Source organism: Lentzea sp. HUAS12 (genome assembly GCF_024125735.1).
Classification (GTDB): domain Bacteria; phylum Actinomycetota; class Actinomycetes; order Mycobacteriales; family Pseudonocardiaceae; genus Lentzea; species Lentzea albida.
In genome coordinates, this window is the sequence record NZ_CP099738.1 from 2,759,156 (window position 1) to 2,779,160 (window position 20,005).

1 protein-coding gene (only partly in view) is annotated in these 20,005 nt (G+C 70.8%); it reads right to left on the reverse strand.

The window, feature by feature from the left end:
• On the reverse strand, nt 1-20,005 hold the 3' portion of the coding sequence (locus ND450_RS12185; RefSeq protein WP_253326249.1) for a non-ribosomal peptide synthase/polyketide synthase. It continues 10,847 nt past the right edge of the window; the window shows 20,005 of its 30,852 coding nt (coding positions 10,848-30,852); its start codon lies off the right edge, out of view; the stop codon is at nt 1-3.

Sequence of the window (20,005 nt, forward strand, 5' to 3'; positions counted from 1 at the left end):
TCACCCTCCCATCTGCTTGAGCACGGCGGCCAGACTCGCTTGATCGATGTTGGCCAGCGGGAAGTCGGACGGGGTCACGCCGCCCGCTCCTGACCGGCAGTGCTCCACGAGATCGCGGAGCACGTCCACGTACCGCGCCGCGAGACGCTCGACGGTCGTCTTCGAGTGGACGTTGGTGCTGAAATACCACTCGACCAGCAGGCGACCGTCCGAGGTCTGCTCGGCTTCGATGTGCAGAAGGTGCGAGCGGTTCCCCTGTTCGTTCTCCGTCGGCCCGCAGAGGTCGGAGGACAATTCTTCGCTGATCAATCCGACCGCGTCGTCGCCCGCCGCGTCGAACGCGCCGAGGTAGTTGAACAGCACCGGTCGCGCGGGCGCCGCGACCAATTTCTCGTCGCGTTCGAGGTAACGGAGGATCCCGTACCCGACGCCGCGGCGGGGCACCGTCCGCAGCTGCTCCTTGACCGCCTTGATCAGCTCACCGCTGTCGTCCAGGCGGTGGTGCCGCAGGCGCACCGGGAAGATCGACGTGAACCACCCGACGGTGCGGGACAGGTCGACGCCGTCGGCGATCGCCTCGCGGCCGTGGCTCTCCAGGTCGATCGTGACGTCCCCGACGCCGGCCCACTCGCCCAGCGTCCTGAGCAACGCGGCGAGCAGCAGGTCGTTGATCTGCGTCCGGTAGGCCTTGTGGGCCTCGCCGAGCAGCAGTTCGGTCGACCCGGCGTCGAGCCAGCCGCGGACCGTGTCGGCCGACTCCTCGGTGTTGGCACCACGACCGTCGACGGGCACAGCGGCGACGCGTTCGGTCTGCGCCACCCAGTGCTCGCGTTCGGCCCGCGGGTCGTCGGCGTGCAGCACCTCGGCCCACTGCTGGAACGACGTCGTCTTCGGCCCGAGCGGTCCGCCCTGGTAGACGGTGTCGAGGTCCTCCAGCAGCACGTTCCACGCCACGCCGTCCATGACGAAGTGGTGTGCGGTGAGCCCGAGCCACGCCGGGCGGTCGCCGCGGTCGAAGTAGAGCGCGGCCACGAGCGGACCGTCCGCCAGGCGCAACGACGTCTGCGCCTCGGTCATCCGCGCCACGACCTCGTCGTCGTCCGCGGCCGTGACGACGCGCAGCACCGGGTGCTGCTCACCGTCGTTGTCCTGCACCCAGGTGCCGCCGTCCTGGCGGAACCGGATGCGCAGGGCGTCGTGGTGGGCCACCACGGTGTCGAGCGCCTTCGCGAGCCTTGCCGGATCGGTGCCGGCCGCCAGCTCGAACACCCCCGACCAGTTCCAGTGGTCGCGGTCCGGGACGTCCTGCTCGACGAACCAGTGCTGGATCGGCGTGAGCGGAACGGGCCCGGTGACGACGCCCTGTTCCGCCAGCATCGCGGTGGGCGTGTCCCGCACGACCGGCGCGAGCTCGGCGATCGTCTGGTGGGCGAAGACGTCCGCCACGTCGACCCCCAGTCCGGCCGCGCGGGTGCGGGCCACGATCTGCAGGCTCAGGATCGAGTCGCCGCCGAGCTCGAAGAAGTTGTCGTGCACCCCGACGCGGTCGAGGCCCAGCACCTGCGCCCACACCTCGGCCAGCACGTCCTCGACCGACGTCCGCGGCGCTTCGAACACCTCGGCCGTCGTCTCGGGTTCCGGGTCGGGCAGCCCGCGCCGGTCGACCTTGCCGTTCGGGGTGAGCGGCAACTTCTCCAGTGCCACGAACACCGACGGCACCAGGTAGTCCGGTACCCGGTCCCTCAGCCAGTTCCGCAACTCCTTCGCGCTGAACTCACCCTCGGCCACCACGTAGGCGACCAGTCTCTTGCCGCCGTGCGGGCCGCCATCCCTTGCCACCACGACGACATCACGCACGTCGTCGTGATCACCGAGGACGACCTCGACCTCACCGGGTTCGACCCGGTGACCGCGGATCTTGACCTGCTCGTCGACACGCCCCAGGAACTCGATCGTCCCGTCAGCACGCCACCGCGCCCGGTCGCCCGTGCGGTAGAGCCGCTCACCGGCCGCACCGAACACGTCGGGCACGAACCGTTCGGCGGTCAGGTCCGGCCGGTTCACGTACCCCCGCGCCACACCCGGACCGCCGACGAGCAGCTCGCCCGGAACACCGACCGGGGCCGGGCGCATCATGTCGTCGACGACCACGGCACGGGCACCTGCGAGCGGCGTGCCGATGGGCACGACGGCCTGCGGGTGGTCCTCGCCGACCGGGTGGAAGATCGAGTCGATCGCCGCCTCGGTCACCCCGAAGACGTTGCCCGCAACGGCGTTGGGCGCCACCTCGGCGACGGCCGTCGTCAACGCGTCGTGCGTCCACATGTCCGTACCGGAGATCACCAACCGCAGCGACTCGACCGGCCCGGCCGTGCGGCAGTGCGCGGCCAGGTCGCGCAGCAGCATGCCCGGCACGATCTCGGCGATCGCCACACCGTCACCGGAAAGCGTGCGGTGCAACGACTCCACGGAGATGTGCTCGTCATGCGGCAGGAACACCACGGTCTGGCCGAACGCCAGCGCCCGGGTCATGTCCCCGATCGACACGTCGAACCCGGGCCCGGACATGGAGAGCACCGGACCGGGCCCGCCCAGCGAGGCCAGCCCGTCACGCCATCCGGCCACGTAGGACGAAAGAGCGCCGTGGGTGACGGCCACGCCCTTGGGCCGGCCGGTCGAGCCCGACGTGTAGGCGATGTACGCCAACGCATCGGGATCCACCGGCGGCATCGGTTCGGCAGGAACCGCCGACGGCACGTCGACCATCAGCACCGCGTCGGCGAACCTGGCCGACGCCGCGGTCCCCGCCAGCTCGCCGACGAGGTCCGTGGTCGTGACGACCGCGACCACGCCGGCGTCCTCCAGCAGGTACCGCAGCCGATCGGCCGGCAGCCCCGGGTTGACCGGCACGTACACGCCGCCCGACCGCAACACCGCCTGGAACGCGACGGCCAGCTCGATCCCGCGCGGCACCAGCACGGCGACCGGCGATTCCGTGGTCACCCCGGCGCGCTTCAGCCGTGCCGCCAGCCCGGCGGACCGGTCGTCCAGTTCGGCGAACGTCAGGCTCCGGTCGCCGCACCTCGCGGCGACACCGTCCGTCCACCCCTCGATCAGCCGCGGCACGGGCAATTCGGTGGCGGCAACCGCCGTCTCGCCCTGTGCCACGAGCCGCGCCGCCTGCTCCGGGCGCTGCAACGGCAGGTCGGCCACGGCCAGTTCCGGCTCGTGGGCCACCGCCGTCAGCACGACGACGAGCTGGTCGAGAACGCGTTCGACCGTGGTCGCGTCGAACGCGGCCGTGGAGAACTCGGCCTCGATCTTGAGCGTGTCCTCCAGGTCGACCGCGAACGTGAGCGGGTAGTTGCCCTGCTCGACGGACTCGACGGCGTCGGCCCAGTCCTCGCCCGTCTCGCCGGGTGCCTCCTCCTGCGGGTAGTTGCCGAACACGACGATGCTGTCGAACAGGCCGCGGCCGTGCGGGACGGCCGACCACCGCTGCACGTCCACCAGCGGCGTGAACTCGAACCGTTGCAGCGCGACCTGGTTGTCGCTCAGCTCGTGCAGCCACGCCGAGAACGGCGTGCCGCCGGGGATCGTGGCGCGGACGGGCAGCGTGTTGATGAACAACCCGACCATCGACTCGACCCCGGCGAGGTCCGCCGGACGTCCGGACACGGTCAGGCCGAACACCACGTCGGTCTCGCCCGCGTTGTCGGACAACACCTTGGCCCACGCGGCCTGCACGACCGTCGACAACGTGACGCGTTCCCGCCGTGCCAGCTCCACGAGCCTGCTGGTGACGTCGTCGTCGAGGTGCGTGCGGCGGCGGTCCTGCGCGTAGTGGCTCGCGGCCAGCCGGTCCACCGGTAGTGCGGTCGGTGCCTCGAACCCGGCGAGGTACGTGCGCCAGAACCCCTCTGTGTCAGCGGAATCGCGCTGACCGAGCCACGCGATGTAGTCGCGGTACGGACGCGCCGGCGGCAACGGCTGCCCCTGGTAGGCGAGGGACACCTCGTCCATCACCACCGGCAGGCTCCAGCCGTCGCACAAGCCCTGGTACAGGCCCCAGACCAACCAGTTCCGCCCGTCGCCGCGGTCCACCAGGTACAGGCGGGTGAGCGGTGGCCGGGCGAGGTCGAAGCCAAGCCCGCGGTCCTTGTCCAGCAGCTTCTTCAACCGCGCCTGCTGCGTGGCTTCGTCCACATCGGACCAGTCGTGGGTCGTCACGGGGACGTCGACCTCGGACAGCACGATCTGCACCGGTTCGCTGACGCCCTCCCACACGAACCCGCTGCGCAGCGCGGCGTGCCGGGCGATCACCTGGTGCCAGGCCGCTGCGAGCCGGTCGGCGTCGACCGGCCCGGCCAGGTCGTAGACGCCCTGGCCCCAGTAGAGGCCGTCACCCTCGTCCGGGGCGCCGACGACACCGAACAGCATGCCCGACTGCACCGGCGCCAACCGGTACACGTCGGCCAGGGCGCGGTTCGCCGCGAGCCCGTCGACCTCGGCCTGGGTGAGGGAGGCCAGCGGGAAGTCCGACGGCGTGAAACCGCTGGCACCACGGCAATGCGCGACCAGCTCGCGCAACGCCTCGACGTACCGGGCCGCGACCCGTTCGATCGTGGCGGTGTCGTGCACGTTCGCCGAGTGGAACCACTCGATCGACAGGCGGCCGTCCGCGGTCTGCTGCACCTCGAGCTGCAGGAGGTGCGACCGCGTCCCGCCGTCGGCCTCGCTCGGCCCGGCGAGGTCGGCGTCGAGCTCACGCCGGATCAGCCCGGACGGGTCGTCTGCGCCGTCGTGCGCGCCGAGGTAGTTGAACAGCACCGGACGCTCGGCGGCGGGCAGGTCGTCGTGCAGCCACCGCAGCACGCCGTGACCGACACCGCGGCGCGGCACCGACCGCAGTTCCTCCTTGACGGCCTTGATCGCCGCCCCTGGATCCCCCGCGTTGGTGAGGCGCACCGGGAAGATCGAGGTGAACCAGCCGACTGTGCGCGACAGGTCCGCGCCCTCACGGCCGTGGCTCTCCAGGTCGATCGTGACGTGGTCGGTGCCGGCCCACTCCCCCAGCGCCTGGGCAAGAGCGGTCAACAGGAGGTCCTGACCCTGCGTGCGGTACGCCTTGTGCGCGTCGCCGAGCAGCGCCGCGGTCGTCCCGGCGTCCAGCCACGACTGCACGATCCGTTCGGACGCGTCGTCGTTCGGCCCGTCGCCGTCTGCCGGAAGCGCGACCACGTCGGCGGTCGTGCTGACCCAGTGGTCACGTTCTCCGCTGGCGTCGTCGTCCTGCAGCTGCAACGCCCACTGCTGGAACGACGTCGTCTTCGGGCCGAGTTCCCGGCCCGCGTAGGCGGTGTCGAGGTCTTCCAGCAGCACGTTCCACGACACGGCGTCCATCACCAGGTGGTGCACGGTCAGCCCGAGCCACGCCGGTTCACCGCCGCGGTCGAAGTGGACGGCGGCGATGAGCGGCCCATCGGCCAGCCGCAACGACTTCTGCGCCCGGGTCATCTGTTCGACGACGTCACGGCCGTCCGCCACCCGCAGGATCCCGCCGGACTCGACCGGCGCGTTGTGCTGGCTCTCCGGCGTGAAGCGGATCCGCAAGGCGTCGTGGTGGGCCACCACGGTGTCGAGCGCCCGGCTCAACCGGTCGGGGTCGGTGCCCGGTGCCAGTTCGAACATGCCCGACCAGTTCCAGTGGTCGCGGTCCGGGATGTCCTGCGCCAGGAACCAGCGCTGGATGGGCGTGAACGGAACCGGTCCGGTCACGACCCCCTGCTCGGCCTGCGTTTCCGCCGGTGCCTCCCGCACGACCGCTGCCAGCTCGGCCACCGACTGGTGCGTGAACACGTCGGCCACGTCGACCCCGAGTCCGGCCGCGCGGGTGCGGGCCACGATCTGCAGGCTCAGGATCGAGTCGCCGCCGAGCTCGAAGAAGTTGTCGTGCACACCGACGCGCTCGACCCCGAGCACACCACTCCACACCGCCGCGAGCGTCTCCTCGACAGCGGTCCGGGGCGCGACGAACGCCTCGCCGGTCTTCTCCGGCTCCGGGTCCGGCAGACCACGGCGGTCCACCTTGCCGTTCGGGGTGAGCGGCAGCGTCTCCAGTGCCACGAACACGGACGGCACCAAGTAGTCCGGCACTCGGTCCCTCAGCCACGACCGGAGATCCTTGACGCTGAACTCGCCTTCCGCAACGACGTACGCGACCAATCGCTTGCCGCCGTGCGGACCGCCATCCCGCGCCACCACAACGACATCGCGCACGTCCGGGTGGTCACCGAGGACGACCTCGACCTCACCCGGCTCCACCCGGTAACCGCGGATCTTCACCTGCTCGTCGACCCGGCCCAGGAACTCGATCGTCCCGTCCGCACGCCATCGCGCCCGGTCGCCCGTGCGGTAGAGCCGCCCGCCGGTCGAGCCGATGACGTCCGGCACGAACCGTTCCGCGGTCAGGTCGGGCCGGTTCACGTATCCCTGGGCCACACCGGCGCCACCGACCAGCAGTTCGCCCGGCACACCCACCGGCACCGGCCGCCACGACCCGTCCACGACGAACGCCTGGGCACCGGCCAGCGGAGTGCCGATCGGCACCACAGCGGCAGGGTGGTCGTCGGACACGGGGTGGAAGATCGAGTCGATCGCCGCCTCGGTCACCCCGAACACGTTGCCCGGCACCGCGTTCGGCGCCACCTCCGCCACAGCGGTCGTCAACGCGTCATGCGTCCACATGTCCGTACCCGAGATGACGAGCCGCAGTGACTCGATGGACCCGGCCGTGCGGCAGTGGGCGGCGAGATCCCGCAGCAACATGCCCGGCACGATCTCGGCGATCGCCACCTCGTGGGTGCGCAACGTGTGGTGCAACGACTCGACCGACACGTGCTCGTCGTGCGGCAGGAACACCACCGTCTGCCCGAACGCCAACGCCCGCGTCATGTCCCCGATCGACACGTCGAACCCAGGCCCCGACATCGACAACACCGTGCCCGGACCACCCAACGAGGCCAGCCCATCACGCCACCCGGCCACATAGGACGAGAGAGCGCGGTGGGTGACGGCAACGCCCTTCGGACGACCGGTCGAACCCGAGGTGTAAGCGATGTACGCCAGCGAACTCGGGTCGATCGACGGGAGGGATCCGCTGACGGCCGGCGACGCCTCGTCCACCAGCAGCACCGCACCCGCGAATCCCGCCACCTCACCGGCCAGTGCCGCGGTCGTGACCACCACACCCGCACCGGCATCGGCCAGCAAGAACTCCAGCCGCTCGGCCGGCAGCCCGAGGTTCACCGGCACGTACACGCCGCCCGACCGCAACACCCCCTGGAACGCCACCGCCAGCTCGACCCCGCGCGGCACCAGCACGGCGACCGGTGATCCGACCGCCACCCCCGCCGTCCGCAACCGCCCGGCCAGTCCATCCGCCCGAGCACCCAGCTCAGCGAACGTCAGCCGCTCGTCACCGCAGATCGCCGCGACGCCGTTCCCGGCCGCGATCAGCTCCGGCACCGGCCGTTCCACCGCCGGCGCGGCTGTGCCGCCCCACCCGACGATCTCCGCCGCCTGGTCCGGGCGGTGCAGCGGGATGTCCCGCACCCGCAGGTCAGGCCTCCCCGCCACCGCCGTCAGCACGACCACCAGCCGGTCGAGGACCCGCTCCACGGTCTCCGCGTCGAACGCCGCCGTGGAGAACTCCGCCTCGATCTTGAGCGTGGCCTCCAGGTCGACCGCGAACGTCAGCGGGTAGTTGCCCTGCTCCACCGACTCGGTGGCCTGCAACCAGTCCTCGCCGAGGTCCTCGGGCAGTTCCTCCTGCGGGTAGTTGCCGAACACGACGATGGAGTCGAACAACGCCCGGCCGTGCGGAACAGCAGACCACCGCTGCACGTCCACCAACGGCGTGTACTCGAACCGTTGCAGCGCGACCTGGTTGTCCCGCAGCTCGTGCAGCCACGAGGTGAACGGCACGTCCGCCGGCACGACCGTCCGCACGGGCAGGGTGTTGATGAACAACCCGACCATCGACTCCACACCGGCCAACTCGGCCGGACGACCCGACACGGTCAGACCGAACACCACGTCGTCCTCACCCGACGACGCCGACAGCACCTTCGCCCACGCCGCCTGCACCACCGTGGACAACGTCACGCGCTCACGCCGTGCCAGCTCGACCAGGCTCGCGGTCACCTCGTCGTCGAGGTGCGTGCGCCGCCGGTCCTGCGCGTAGTGGCTCGCGGCCAGCCGGTCCACCGGCAGCATCGTCGGCGCCTCGAACCCGGCGAGGTAGCCGCGCCAGAAGGACTCCGGCCCGGACGGGTCGCGGCCGTCGAGCCACGCGATGAAGTCCCGGTAGGGGCGGGTGGGCTCGAGGGCGCCGCCCTGGTAGGCCGCGGACACCTCGTCCATGACGACGGGCAGGCTCCACCCGTCGCACAAGCCCTGGTACAGCCCCCACACCAGCCAGTTCCGGCCGTCGCCGCGGTCGATCAGGTACAGCCGCGTCAACGGCGGCGCGGCCAGGTCGAAGCCGAGCGCGCGGTCGTCCTCCAGCAACTCCCGCAACCGGACCTGCTGGGCTTCATCGTCCACATCGGACCAGTCGTGCACCTGCAACGGCACGTCGACCTCGGCCGGCACGACCTGCACCGGCTCGCCGACGCCCTCCCACACGAACCCGCTGCGCAGGGACGCGTGCCGGGAGATGACCTCGCGCCACGCCGCGGTGAACCGCCCCAGGTCGATCGGGCCGGCCAGGTCGTAGACGCTCTGGCCCCAGTAAAGACCGTCGACCGGCGAGCCCACGACACCGAACAACATGCCCGACTGCACCGGCGCCAACCGGTACACATCCACCAGCGCATAACGCTCCGCCAGCCGATCCACCTCGGCCTGCTCCAACGACGCCAACGGGAAGTCCGACGGCGTGAACCCACTGGCAGCACGGCAATGCCCCACCAGCGCACGCAACGCCTCGACGTACCGGGCCGCGACCCGTTCGATCGTGGCGCCATGGTGCACGTTCGCCGAGTGGAACCACTCGATCGACAACCGGCCGTCCGCGGTCTGCTGCACCTCGACCTGCACCAGGTGCGAGCGCGTCCCGCCCTCACCCTCGCTCGGCCCGGCCAGGTCGGCGTCGAGCTCACGGCGGATCAGCCCGGACGAGTCGTCCGCCTCGTACGCGCCGAGGTAGTTGAACAGCACCGGGCGATCAGCGGCGACCAGCTCGTCCCGCAGCACGCCGTAGCCCACACCGCGACGCGGAACGGCCCGCAGCTCCTCCTTGACGGCCTTGATCGCCACCGCCGGATCGCTCTCGTGCGTGAGCCTGACCGGGAAGATCGACGTGAACCAGCCGACCGTGCGCGACAGGTCCGCGCCCTCACGGCCGTGGCTCTCCAGGTCGATCGTGACGTGATCAGTGCCGGCCCACTCACCGAGCGCCTGGGCGAGAGCGGTCAACAGCAGGTCGTTGCCCTGCGTGCGGTACGCCTTGTGCGCATCACCCAGCAGCACCGCGGTCGTCTCGGCGTCCAGCCACGACTGCACGATCTGTTCGGACACGTCGTCGTTCGGCCCGTCGCCATCGGCGGGAAGCTCGGTGACGTCCGCGGTCGCGGCCACCCAGTGGTCACGTTCGCCGCTGGCGTCGTCGTCCTGCTGCTGCAACGCCCACTGCTGGAACGACGTCGTCTTCGGCCCGAGCTCCCGACCGGCGTAGACGGTGCCGAGGTCCTCCAACAGGACGTTCCACGACACGGCGTCCATCACCAGGTGGTGCACGGTCAGCCCGAGCCACGCCGGCTCGTCGCCACGGTCGAAGTAGACCGCGGCCAGCAGCGGTCCCTCCGCCAGCCGCAACGACTTCTGCGCCGCGGTCATCTGATCGACGACGTCACCGCTGGTGACCACGCGCAGGAACCCGCCGCCGTCAACAGGAGCGTTGTACTGGCCGTCCGGCGTGAACCGGATCCGCAGCGCGTCGTGATGCGCCACCACGGCGTCGAGCGCCAGACCCAGCCGGTCGGGGTCGGTGCCCGGTGCCAGTTCGAACACGCCCGACCAGTTCCAGTGGTCGCGGTCCGGGATGTCCTGCGCCAGGAACCAGCGCTGGATCGGCGTGAACGGCACCGGTCCGGTGACCACACCCTGTTCGGCCGACGTGACCGAGGGTGTGTCCCGCACAGCGAGAGCGAGTTCGGCAATGGTCTGGTGCGCGAACACGTCCGCCACGTCGGCGCCGAGACCGGCCGCGCGGACGCGGGCCACGATCTGCAGGCTGACGATCGAGTCGCCGCCGAGCTCGAAGAAGTTGTCGTGCACACCGACGCGTTCCACACCCAGCACCTGCGACCAGACGGCCGCCAGCGCCTCTTCGGCAGCGGTGCGGGGCGCGACGTACGCCTCGCCGGCGTTCTCCGGTTCCGGATCGGGCAGGCCACGACGGTCCACCTTGCCGTTCGGCGTGAGCGGCACCCGGTCGAGCGCGACGAACACGGACGGCACCAGGTAGTCCGGCACACGGTTCCGCAGCCAGTTCCTCAGTTCCCCGGTGTCGAACCCGCCGTCCGCCACCACGTACGCAACCAGCCGCTTGCCACCGTGCGGACCGCCATCCCGTGCGACCACAACGACATCACGCACGCCCGGGTGGTCACCGAGGACGACCTCGACCTCACCGGGCTCCACCCGGTACCCGCGGATCTTCACCTGCTCGTCGACACGCCCCAGGAACTCGATCGTCCCGTCGGCACGCCACCGCGCCCGGTCACCCGTGCGGTACAGGCGCTCACCGGAACCGGTGAACACGTCCGGAACGAAACGTTCCGCTGTCAGGTCCGGCCGGCCCACATACCCCTGCGCCAGCCCCGGACCACCGACCAGCAACTCGCCCGGCACGCCCACGGGCACCGGCCGCCACGACCCGTCCACCACGAACGCCTGCGCACCGGCCAACGGCGTGCCGATCGGCACCACGGCCGCCGGGTGGTCGTCGGACACGGGGTGGAAGATCGAGTCGATCGCCGCCTCGGTCACCCCGAAGACGTTGCCGGGCACCGCGTTCGGCGCCACCTCGCCCACAGCCGTGACCAACGCGTCATGCGTCCACATGTCCGTACCGGAGATCACCAGCCGCAACGACTCGACCGGCCCCGCGACCCGGCAGTGCGCCGCCAGATCACGCAGCAGCATGCCCGGCACGATCTCGGCGACCTCGACCTCGTGGTCCACCAACGTCTTGTGCAGCGACTCCACGGTCACGTGCTCGTCGTGCGGCAGGAAGACCACGGTCTGCCCGAACGCCAACGCACGAGTCATGTCCCCGATCGACACGTCGAATCCAGGACCCGACATCGACAGCACCGCGCCCGGACCGCCCAACGAGGCAAGCCCGTCACGCCACCCGGCCACGTACGACGAAAGAGCTGCGTGGTTGACGGCAACACCCTTCGGACGACCGGTCGAACCCGAGGTGTAAGCGATGTACGCCAGGTCGTTCGGGTCGATGCGCGGCAGCGTCGACCCCACAACGGGAGCCACGTCCTCCAGCAGGAGGACCTCACCGACGAACCCGTCCAGCTCCCCGGCCAGTGCCGCGGTAGTCACAGCAGCGACCACACCGGCATCCGCCAGCAAGAACTCCAGCCGCTCCGCCGGCAGCCCAGGATTCACCGGCACATAAACACCACCGGAGCGCAACACCCCCTGGAACGCCACCGCCAGCTCGACCCCACGCGGCACCAGCACGGCCACCGGCGATCCCGCGGCCACCCGCAACCGGGCAGCCAGCCCGTCCGCCCGCGCACCCAGTTCGGCGAACGTCAGCCGCTCGTCACCGCACACCACGGCGACCTCGTCCGACGCCCACCCCGCGATCAGGTCCGGCACCGGCCGTTCGGCCACGGGCTCCGGCGTCCTGCCCAGCGCGACCAGGGCGGCGGCCTGCTCGGGACGCTGCAACGGCACGTCCGCGACGGCCAGGTCAGGCCGTCCGGCGACAGCGGTGAGCACGACCACCAGCTGGTCGAGGATCCGCTCCGCGGTCGCCGCGTCGAAGGCGGCCGTCGAGAACTCCACCTCGATCTTGAGCGTGGTCTCCAGGTCGACCGCGAAGGTGAGCGGGTAGTTGCCCTGCTCCACCGACTCGGTCGCCTGCACCCCACCCAGGTCCTCCGGCAGCTCCTCCTGGGGGAAGTTGCCGAACACCACGATGGAGTCGAACAACGCCCGGCCGTGCGGAACGGCCGACCACCGCTGCACGTCCACCAACGGTGTGTGCTCAAAGCGCTGCAACGCGACCTGGTTGTCCCGCAACAGAGGCAACCACTCGGCGAACGACAGGTCGGCAGGGACGGAAGCACGCACGGGCAGGGTGTTGATGAACAACCCGACCATCGACTCCACCCCGGCCAACTCGGCCGGACGACCCGACACGGTCAGACCGAACACCACGTCGTCCTCACCCGACGACGCCGACAACACCTTCGCCCACGCCGCCTGCACCACCGTGGACAACGTCACGCGCTCACGCCGCGCCAGCTCGACCAGACCGGCCGTGACGTCCTCGGTCAGGTGCGCGCGCCGCCGGTCCTGCGCGTAGTGGCTCGCGGCCAGCCGGTCCACCGGCAACGCCGTCGGCGCCTCGACACCGTCGAGGTAGGCGCGCCAGAACCCTTCGGCGTCACGCGGATCGCGCTGGGCGAGCCACGCGATGTAGTCCCGGTACGGGCGCACCGGCGGCAGCGCCTGCCGCTGGTACGCGGCCGTCACCTCGTCCATGACGACGGGCAGGCTCCACCCGTCGCACAGACCCTGGTACAGACCCCAGACCAGCCACAACCGGCCTTCGCCCCGATCCACCAGGTACAGCCGCATCAACGGCGGCGAAGCCAGGTCGAAGCCGAGCGCGCGGTCGTCCTCCAGCAACTCCCGCAACCGGACCTGCTGGGCGGCATCGTCCACATCGGACCAGTCGTGCACCTGCAACGGCACGTCGACCTCGGCCGGCACGACCTGCACCGGCTCGCCGACGCCCTCCCACACGAACCCGCTGCGCAGCGGTGCGTGCCGGGCGATCACCTCGCGCCACGCCACCGACAGCCGGTCGGCGTCGATCGGGCCGGCGAGGTCGTAGACGTTCTGCGCCCAGTAAAGGCCTTCGACGGGCGACCCGACGACACCGAACAGCATGCCCGACTGCACCGGCGCCAACCGGTACACGTCCACCAGCGGATACCGCTCCGAGAGGAGGTCCACCTCCGGCTGGGCGAGCGATGCCAGCGGAAAGTCCGACGGCGTGAACCCGCTGGCGGCACGGCAATGCGCGACCAGCGCACGCAACGCCTCGACGTACCGGGCCGCGACCCGTTCGATCGTGGTGGTGTCGTGCACGTTCGTCGAGTGGAACCACTCGATCGACAGGCGGCCGTCCGCGGTCTGCTGCACCTCGACCTGCACCAGGTGCGAGCGCGTCCCGCCCTCACCCTCGCTCGGCCCCGCCAGGTCGGCGGGAAGCTCCCGGCGGATCAACCCCACCGAGTCGACGGCGTCGTACGCGCCGAGGTAGTTGAACAGCACCGGACGATCGGCGGAAACCAGCTCGTCGCGCAGCACGCCGTAACCGACGCCCAGACGTGGGACAGCCCGCAGTTCCTCCTTGACGGCCTTGATGGCCGCTGCCGGATCACCGTGGTTCGTGAGCCGGACCGGGAAGATCGACGTGAACCAGCCGACGGTGCGCGACAGGTCCGCGCCCTCACGGCCGTGGCTCTCCAGATCCACGGTGACGTGATCACTGCCCGCCCACTCGCCCAACGCCTGCGCGAGAGCCGCCAGCAACAGGTCGTTGCTCTGCGTGCGGTACGCCTTGTGCGCCTCGCCGAGCAGGGCGGACGTCGTCTCGGCGTCCAGCCACGACTGCACGACCGCACCGGACGCCTCGGAGTTGGGCCCGTCCCCGTCCACCGGTACCGCGGTGACGTCCGCGGTCGTGGCGACCCAGTGCTCACGCTCGTTCCCCGCGTCGAGAGTCTGGAGCTGCTCCGACCACGCCTGGAACGAGGTGGTCTTCGGCCCGAGTTCCCGACCGGCGTAGGCGGTGTCGAGGTCCTCGAGGAGGACGTTCCACGACACCCCGTCCATCACCAGGTGGTGCACGATCAGCCCGAGCCACGCGGGTTCGACACCGCGGTCGAAGAACACAGCAGCCAGCAACGGCCCATCGGCCAGCCGCAACGACTTCTGCGCCTGGGTCATCTGCTCGACGACGTCCTGGCCGTCCGCCACCCGCAGGAACCCGCCACCCTCAACAGGTGCGTTGTACTGGCTCTCCGGCGTGAACCGGATCCGCAAGGCGTCGTGGTGGGCCACGAGCACGTCGAGCGCCTGGCCCAGCCGGACCGGGTCGGTACCGGGTGCCAGTTCGAACACGCCCGACCAGTTCCAGTGGTCGCGGTCCGGGATGTCCTGCGCCAGGAACCAGCGCTGGATCGGCGTGAACGGAACCGGTCCGGTGACCACCCCTTGCTCGGCCAGGGTCTCCGGCACCGCGTTCCGGACCGCGAGCGCCAGCTCGGCGACGGTCTGGTGGGCGAACACGTCCGCCACGTCCACGCCCAGACCGGCTGCCCGGACCCGGGCCACGATCTGCAGGCTGACGATCGAGTCGCCGCCGAGCTCGAAGAAGTTGTCGTGCACCCCGACGCGCTCGACCCCGAGCACACCGCTCCACACCGCCGCGAGCGTCTCCTCGACAGCGGTCCGGGGCGCGACGAACGCCTCGCCGGTCTTCTCCGGCTCCGGATCCGGCAGACCACGCCGGTCCACCTTGCCGTTCGGTGTCAACGGCAACCGGTCCAACGCCACGAACACCGACGGCACCAGGTAGTCAGGCACCCGCTCACGCAGCCACGCGCGCAGGACCTGCCCGCTGAACTCACCCTCCGCCACGACATACGCGACCAACCGCTTACCGCCGTGCGGACCGCCATCCCGCGCCACCACGACAACATCGCGGACATCCGGGTGGTCACCGAGGACGACCTCGACCTCACCCGGCTCGACCCGGTAGCCGCGGATCTTGACCTGCTCGTCGACCCGCCCCAGGAACTCGATCGTGCCATCAGCACGCCACCGCGCGCGGTCACCCGTGCGATAGAGCCGCCCGCCGACCGCACCGAACACGTCCGGCACGAACCTTTCTGCGGTCAGGTCCGGCCGGCCCACGTACCCCTGAGCCACACCAGGACCGCCGACGAGCAGCTCACCCGGCACCCCGACCGGGGCAGGCCGCAGAGACCCGTCCACCACGAACGCCTGAGCGCCCGCCAGCGGCGTACCGATCGGCACGACAGCGGCGGGGTGGTCCTCACCGACGGCGTGGAAGATCGAGTCGATCGCCGCCTCGGTCACCCCGAACACGTTGCCCGGCAGCGCGTTCGGCGCCACCTCGCCCACAGCGGTCGTCAACGCGTCGTGCGTCCAGAGGTCGGTGCCCGAGATCACCAGGCGGAGGCTTTCCACGGGACCCGCGGTCCGGGAGTGGGCCGCGAGATCGCGCAGCAGCATGCCCGGCACGATCTCCGCGACCTCGACCGAGTGCTCGACCAACGTCGCGTGCAGCGACTCCACGGTCACGTGCTCGTCGTGCGGCAGGAACACCACCTTCTGACCGAACGCCAACGCCCGCGTCATGTCCCCGATCGACACGTCGAAACCGGGACCCGACATCGACAACACCGTGCCCGGACCACCCAACGAGGCCAGCCCATCACGCCACCCGGCCACATAGGACGAGAGAGCGCGGTGGGTGACGGCAACGCCCTTCGGACGACCGGTCGAACCCGAGGTGTACGCGATGTACGCCAACGAGCCGGGGTCGATCGACGGGAGGGGCTCCCCCACGGCCGGGGACACGTCGTCCACCAGGAACACCGGTCCCGCGAACACTTCCAGCTCACCTGCTAGCGCCGCGGTGGTCACAGCGGCGACCACACCGGCATCCGCCAGCAAGAACTCCAGCCGCTCCGCCGGCAGCCCAGGATTCACCGGCACATAAACACCACCGGAGCGCAACACCCCCTGGAACGCCACCGCCAGCTCGACCCCACGCGGCACCAGCACCGCGACCGGCGACCCGACCGCCACCCGCAACCGAGCGGCCAGCCCGTCCGCCCGAGCGCCCAGCTCGGCGAACGACAGCCGCTCGTCGCCGCACACCACGGCGATCGCGTCCGACGCCCACCCCGCCACGAGCTCCGGCACCGGCCGTTCGGCGGTGGGCACGGGAGTGGAACCCCAGACCACCAGCTCCGCCGCCTGCTCGGGCCGCTGCACGGGCACGTTCCGCACGGCCAGCTCGGGACGTTCCGCGACGGCGGTCAGCACGACCGCCAGCTGGTAGAGGATCCGTTCGACGGTGATGCCGTCGAACGCGGCCGTCGAGAACTCCGCCTCGATCTTGAGCGCGGTCTCCAGGTCGACCGCGAAGGTGAGCGGGTAGTTGCCCTGCTCCACCGACTCCGCGGCCTGCAACCCGCCCAGGTCTTCGGGCAGCTCCTCCTGCGGGTAGTTGCCGAACACCACGATCGAGTCGAACAACGCCCGGCCGTGCGGAACGGCCGACCACCGCTGCACGTCCACCAACGGCGTGTACTCGAAGCGCTGCACCGCGACCTGGTTGTCCTGCAACAAAGGCAACCACTCGGCGAACGACAGGTCGGCGGGCACCGAAGCACGCACGGGCAGGGTGTTGATGAACAACCCGACCATCGACTCCACCCCGGCCAACTCGGCCGGACGACCCGACACCGTCAGACCGAACGTCACGTCGTCGTCGCCCGAGTAGGTCGACAGCAGCAGCGCCCACGCCGCCTGCACGACCGTCGACAACGTCACGCGCTGACGGCGGGCCAGGTCGACCAGTGCGCCGGTGACCGTCTCGTCGAGGCGCAGGCGCCGCCGGTCCTGGTCGTAGTGGCTGCTCGCCTGCCGATCGACCGGAAGTGCTGTGGGGGCCTCGAAACCGGCCAGGTAGGTGCGCCAGAAGCCCTCGGACGCCGCCGGGTCACGCCGGCCGAGCCACGCGACGAAGTCCCGGTAGGGCCGCACGGGCTCGAGGACCTTGCCCTGATATGCGGCGGACACCTCGTCCATCACGACCGGCAGGCTCCACCCGTCGCACAGACCCTGGTACAGACCCCAGACCAGCCACAACCGGTCGTCGCCGCGATCCACCAGGTACAGCCGCGTCAACGGCGGCGCGGCCAGGTCGAAGCCCAGCGCGCGGTCCTCCTCCAGCAACTCCCGCAACCGGACCTGCTGAGCCGCGTCGTCGAGACCCGACCAGTCACGCAGGCCGAGCGGGACGTCGACGCCGGTCAGCACGACCTGCACGGGTTCGCTGACGCCTTCCCACACGAACCCGCTGCGCAAGGCCGCGTGCCGCGCGATCACGGTCCGCCAGGCGCCGGCCAGCCGTTCGGCGTCCAGCGGACCGGTGAGGTCGTAGACCCCCTGACCCCAGTAGAGGCCGTCGACGGGAGACCCCGCCACACCGAACAGCATGCCCGACTGCACCGGCGCCAGCCGATGCACGTCCGCCACCGCGTAGCGCTCGGCGAGCCGGTCGACCTCGGGCTGCGTCAGGGTCGCGAGCGGGAAGTCCGACGGCGTGAACCCGCTCGCAGCACGGCAGTGCGCGACCAGTTCGCCCAAAGCCTCGACGTAGCGGGCGGCGACCCGTTCGACGGTGGCGATGTCGTGCAGGTCGTGGCTGAAGTGCCAGTCGACCCGCAGGCGCCCTTCGGCGTCCTGCTGCGCCTCGACCTGCAGGACGTGCGACCTCGTCCCGCCGGGTCCCTCGCTCGGGCCCGCCAGCTCGGCCGGGAGCTCCCGGCGGATCAGCCCGACCGAGTCGACGGCGTCGAACGCGCCCAGGTAGTTGAACAGCACGGGCCGATCGACGGCATCGGCCAGATCCCCTCGCAGCCACCGCAAGGCGCCATAGCCGACACCACGCCGTGGAACGGCCCGCAGCTCCTCCTTGACGGCCTTGATCGCCGCCGCCGGATCGCTCTCGTGCGTGAGGCGCACCGGGAAGATCGACGTGAAGTACCCGACGGTCCGGGACAGGTCCACGCCGTCGGCGACCGCCTCGCGGCCGTGGCTCTCCAGGTCCACCGTGACGTGACCGGTGCCGGCCCACTCCCCCAACGCCTGCGCGAGAGCGGCCAGCAGCAGGTCGTTGCCCTGGGTGCGGTAGGCGCGGTGCGCGTCGCCGAGCAACGCGGCCGTCGTGCCGGCGTCCACCCAGGTCTGCACGACACCGGCCGACATCTCGCTGTTCGCGCCGTGCCGGTCCTGCGGCAGCGCCACCACGTCCGAGGTCTGGGCCAGCCAGATCTCGCGTTCGTCCCGCGCGTCCAGTTCCCGCAGGGCCTCGGCCCACTGCTGGAACGACGTCGTCTTCGGCCCGAGCTCCCGGCCCGCGTAGACGGCGTCGAGGTCCTCCAGCAGCACGTTCCACGACACCCCGTCCATGACGAAGTGGTGCGCGGTCAGCCCGAGCCACGCGGGTTCGTCACCGCGGTCGAAGTAGACGGCGGCGACGAGCGGTCCCTCGGCCAGCCGCAACGAAGTCTGCGCGGCGGTCATCTCGGCGACCACGTCCGAGTCGCCCTCGACGACGCGGAGAACCCCGCCACCACCGACCGGGGCGTTGACCTGGCCGTCCGGGGTCAGCCGGAGGCGCAACGCGTCGTGGTGGACCAGGAGGGCGTCGAGCGCACGACCGAGCCGTTCCGGATCGGTGCCGGGGGCGAGTTCGAACATGCCGGACCAGTTCCAGTGGTCCCGGTTCGGCACGTCCTCGGCGAGGAACCAGTGCTGGATCGGGGTCAACGGCACCGGGCCGGTGACAACTCCCTGCTCCGCCAACGTGATCGCAGGGGTGTCCCGCACGACACCCGCCAGCTCGGCGACCGTCTGGTGCGCGAACACGTCCGCCACGTCGACGCCGAGCCCGGCCGCACGGACCCGGGCCACGATCTGCAGGCTCAGGATCGAGTCGCCGCCGAGCTCGAAGAAGTTGTCGTGCACACCGACGCGCTCGACCCCGAGCACATCACTCCACACCGCCGCGAGCGTCTCTTCAGCCGCGGTCCGAGGCGCGACGAACGCCTCACCGGCGTTCTCCGGCTCCGGGTCCGGCAGACCATGCCGGTCCACCTTGCCGTTCGGCGTCAACGGCAACCGGTCCAGCGCCACGAACACCGACGGCACCAGGTAGTCCGGCACCCGGCTCCGCAGCCAGTTCCGCAGCTCCTTGGCGTTGAACTCGCCCTCGGCCACCACGTAGGCGACCAGTCGCTTACCACCGTGAGGACCACCATCCCGTGCCACCACAACGACATCACGCACGCTGTCGTGATCACCGAGGACGACCTCGACCTCACCGGGCTCCACCCGGTACCCGCGGATCTTCACCTGCTCGTCGACCCGACCCAGGAACTCGATCGTGCCGTCGGCACGCCACCGAGCCCGGTCACCGGTCCGGTAGAGGCGTTCGCCGGAGGCGGTGAACACGTCGGGCACGAATCGCGTGGCCGTGAGGTCGGGGCGTCCGGCATAGCCGCGCGCCACACCGGCACCACCGACCAGCAGCTCACCGGGAACGCCGACGGGAACGGGACGCATCGCCGAGTCGACGACGACGGCCCTCGCACCGGCCAACGGAGTGCCGATGGGCACCACTGCGGCAGGGTGGTCGTCGGTGACGGCGTGGAAGATCGAGTCGATCGCGGCCTCGGTCACCCCGAACACGTTGCCCGGCACCGCGTTCGGCGCCACCTCCGCCACAGCGGTCGTCAACGCGTCATGCGTCCACATGTCCGTACCCGAGATCACGAGTCGCAACGACTCGACCGGCCCCGCGACCCGGCAGTGCGCGGCGAGATCGCGCAGCAGCATGCCGGGGACGATCTCGGCG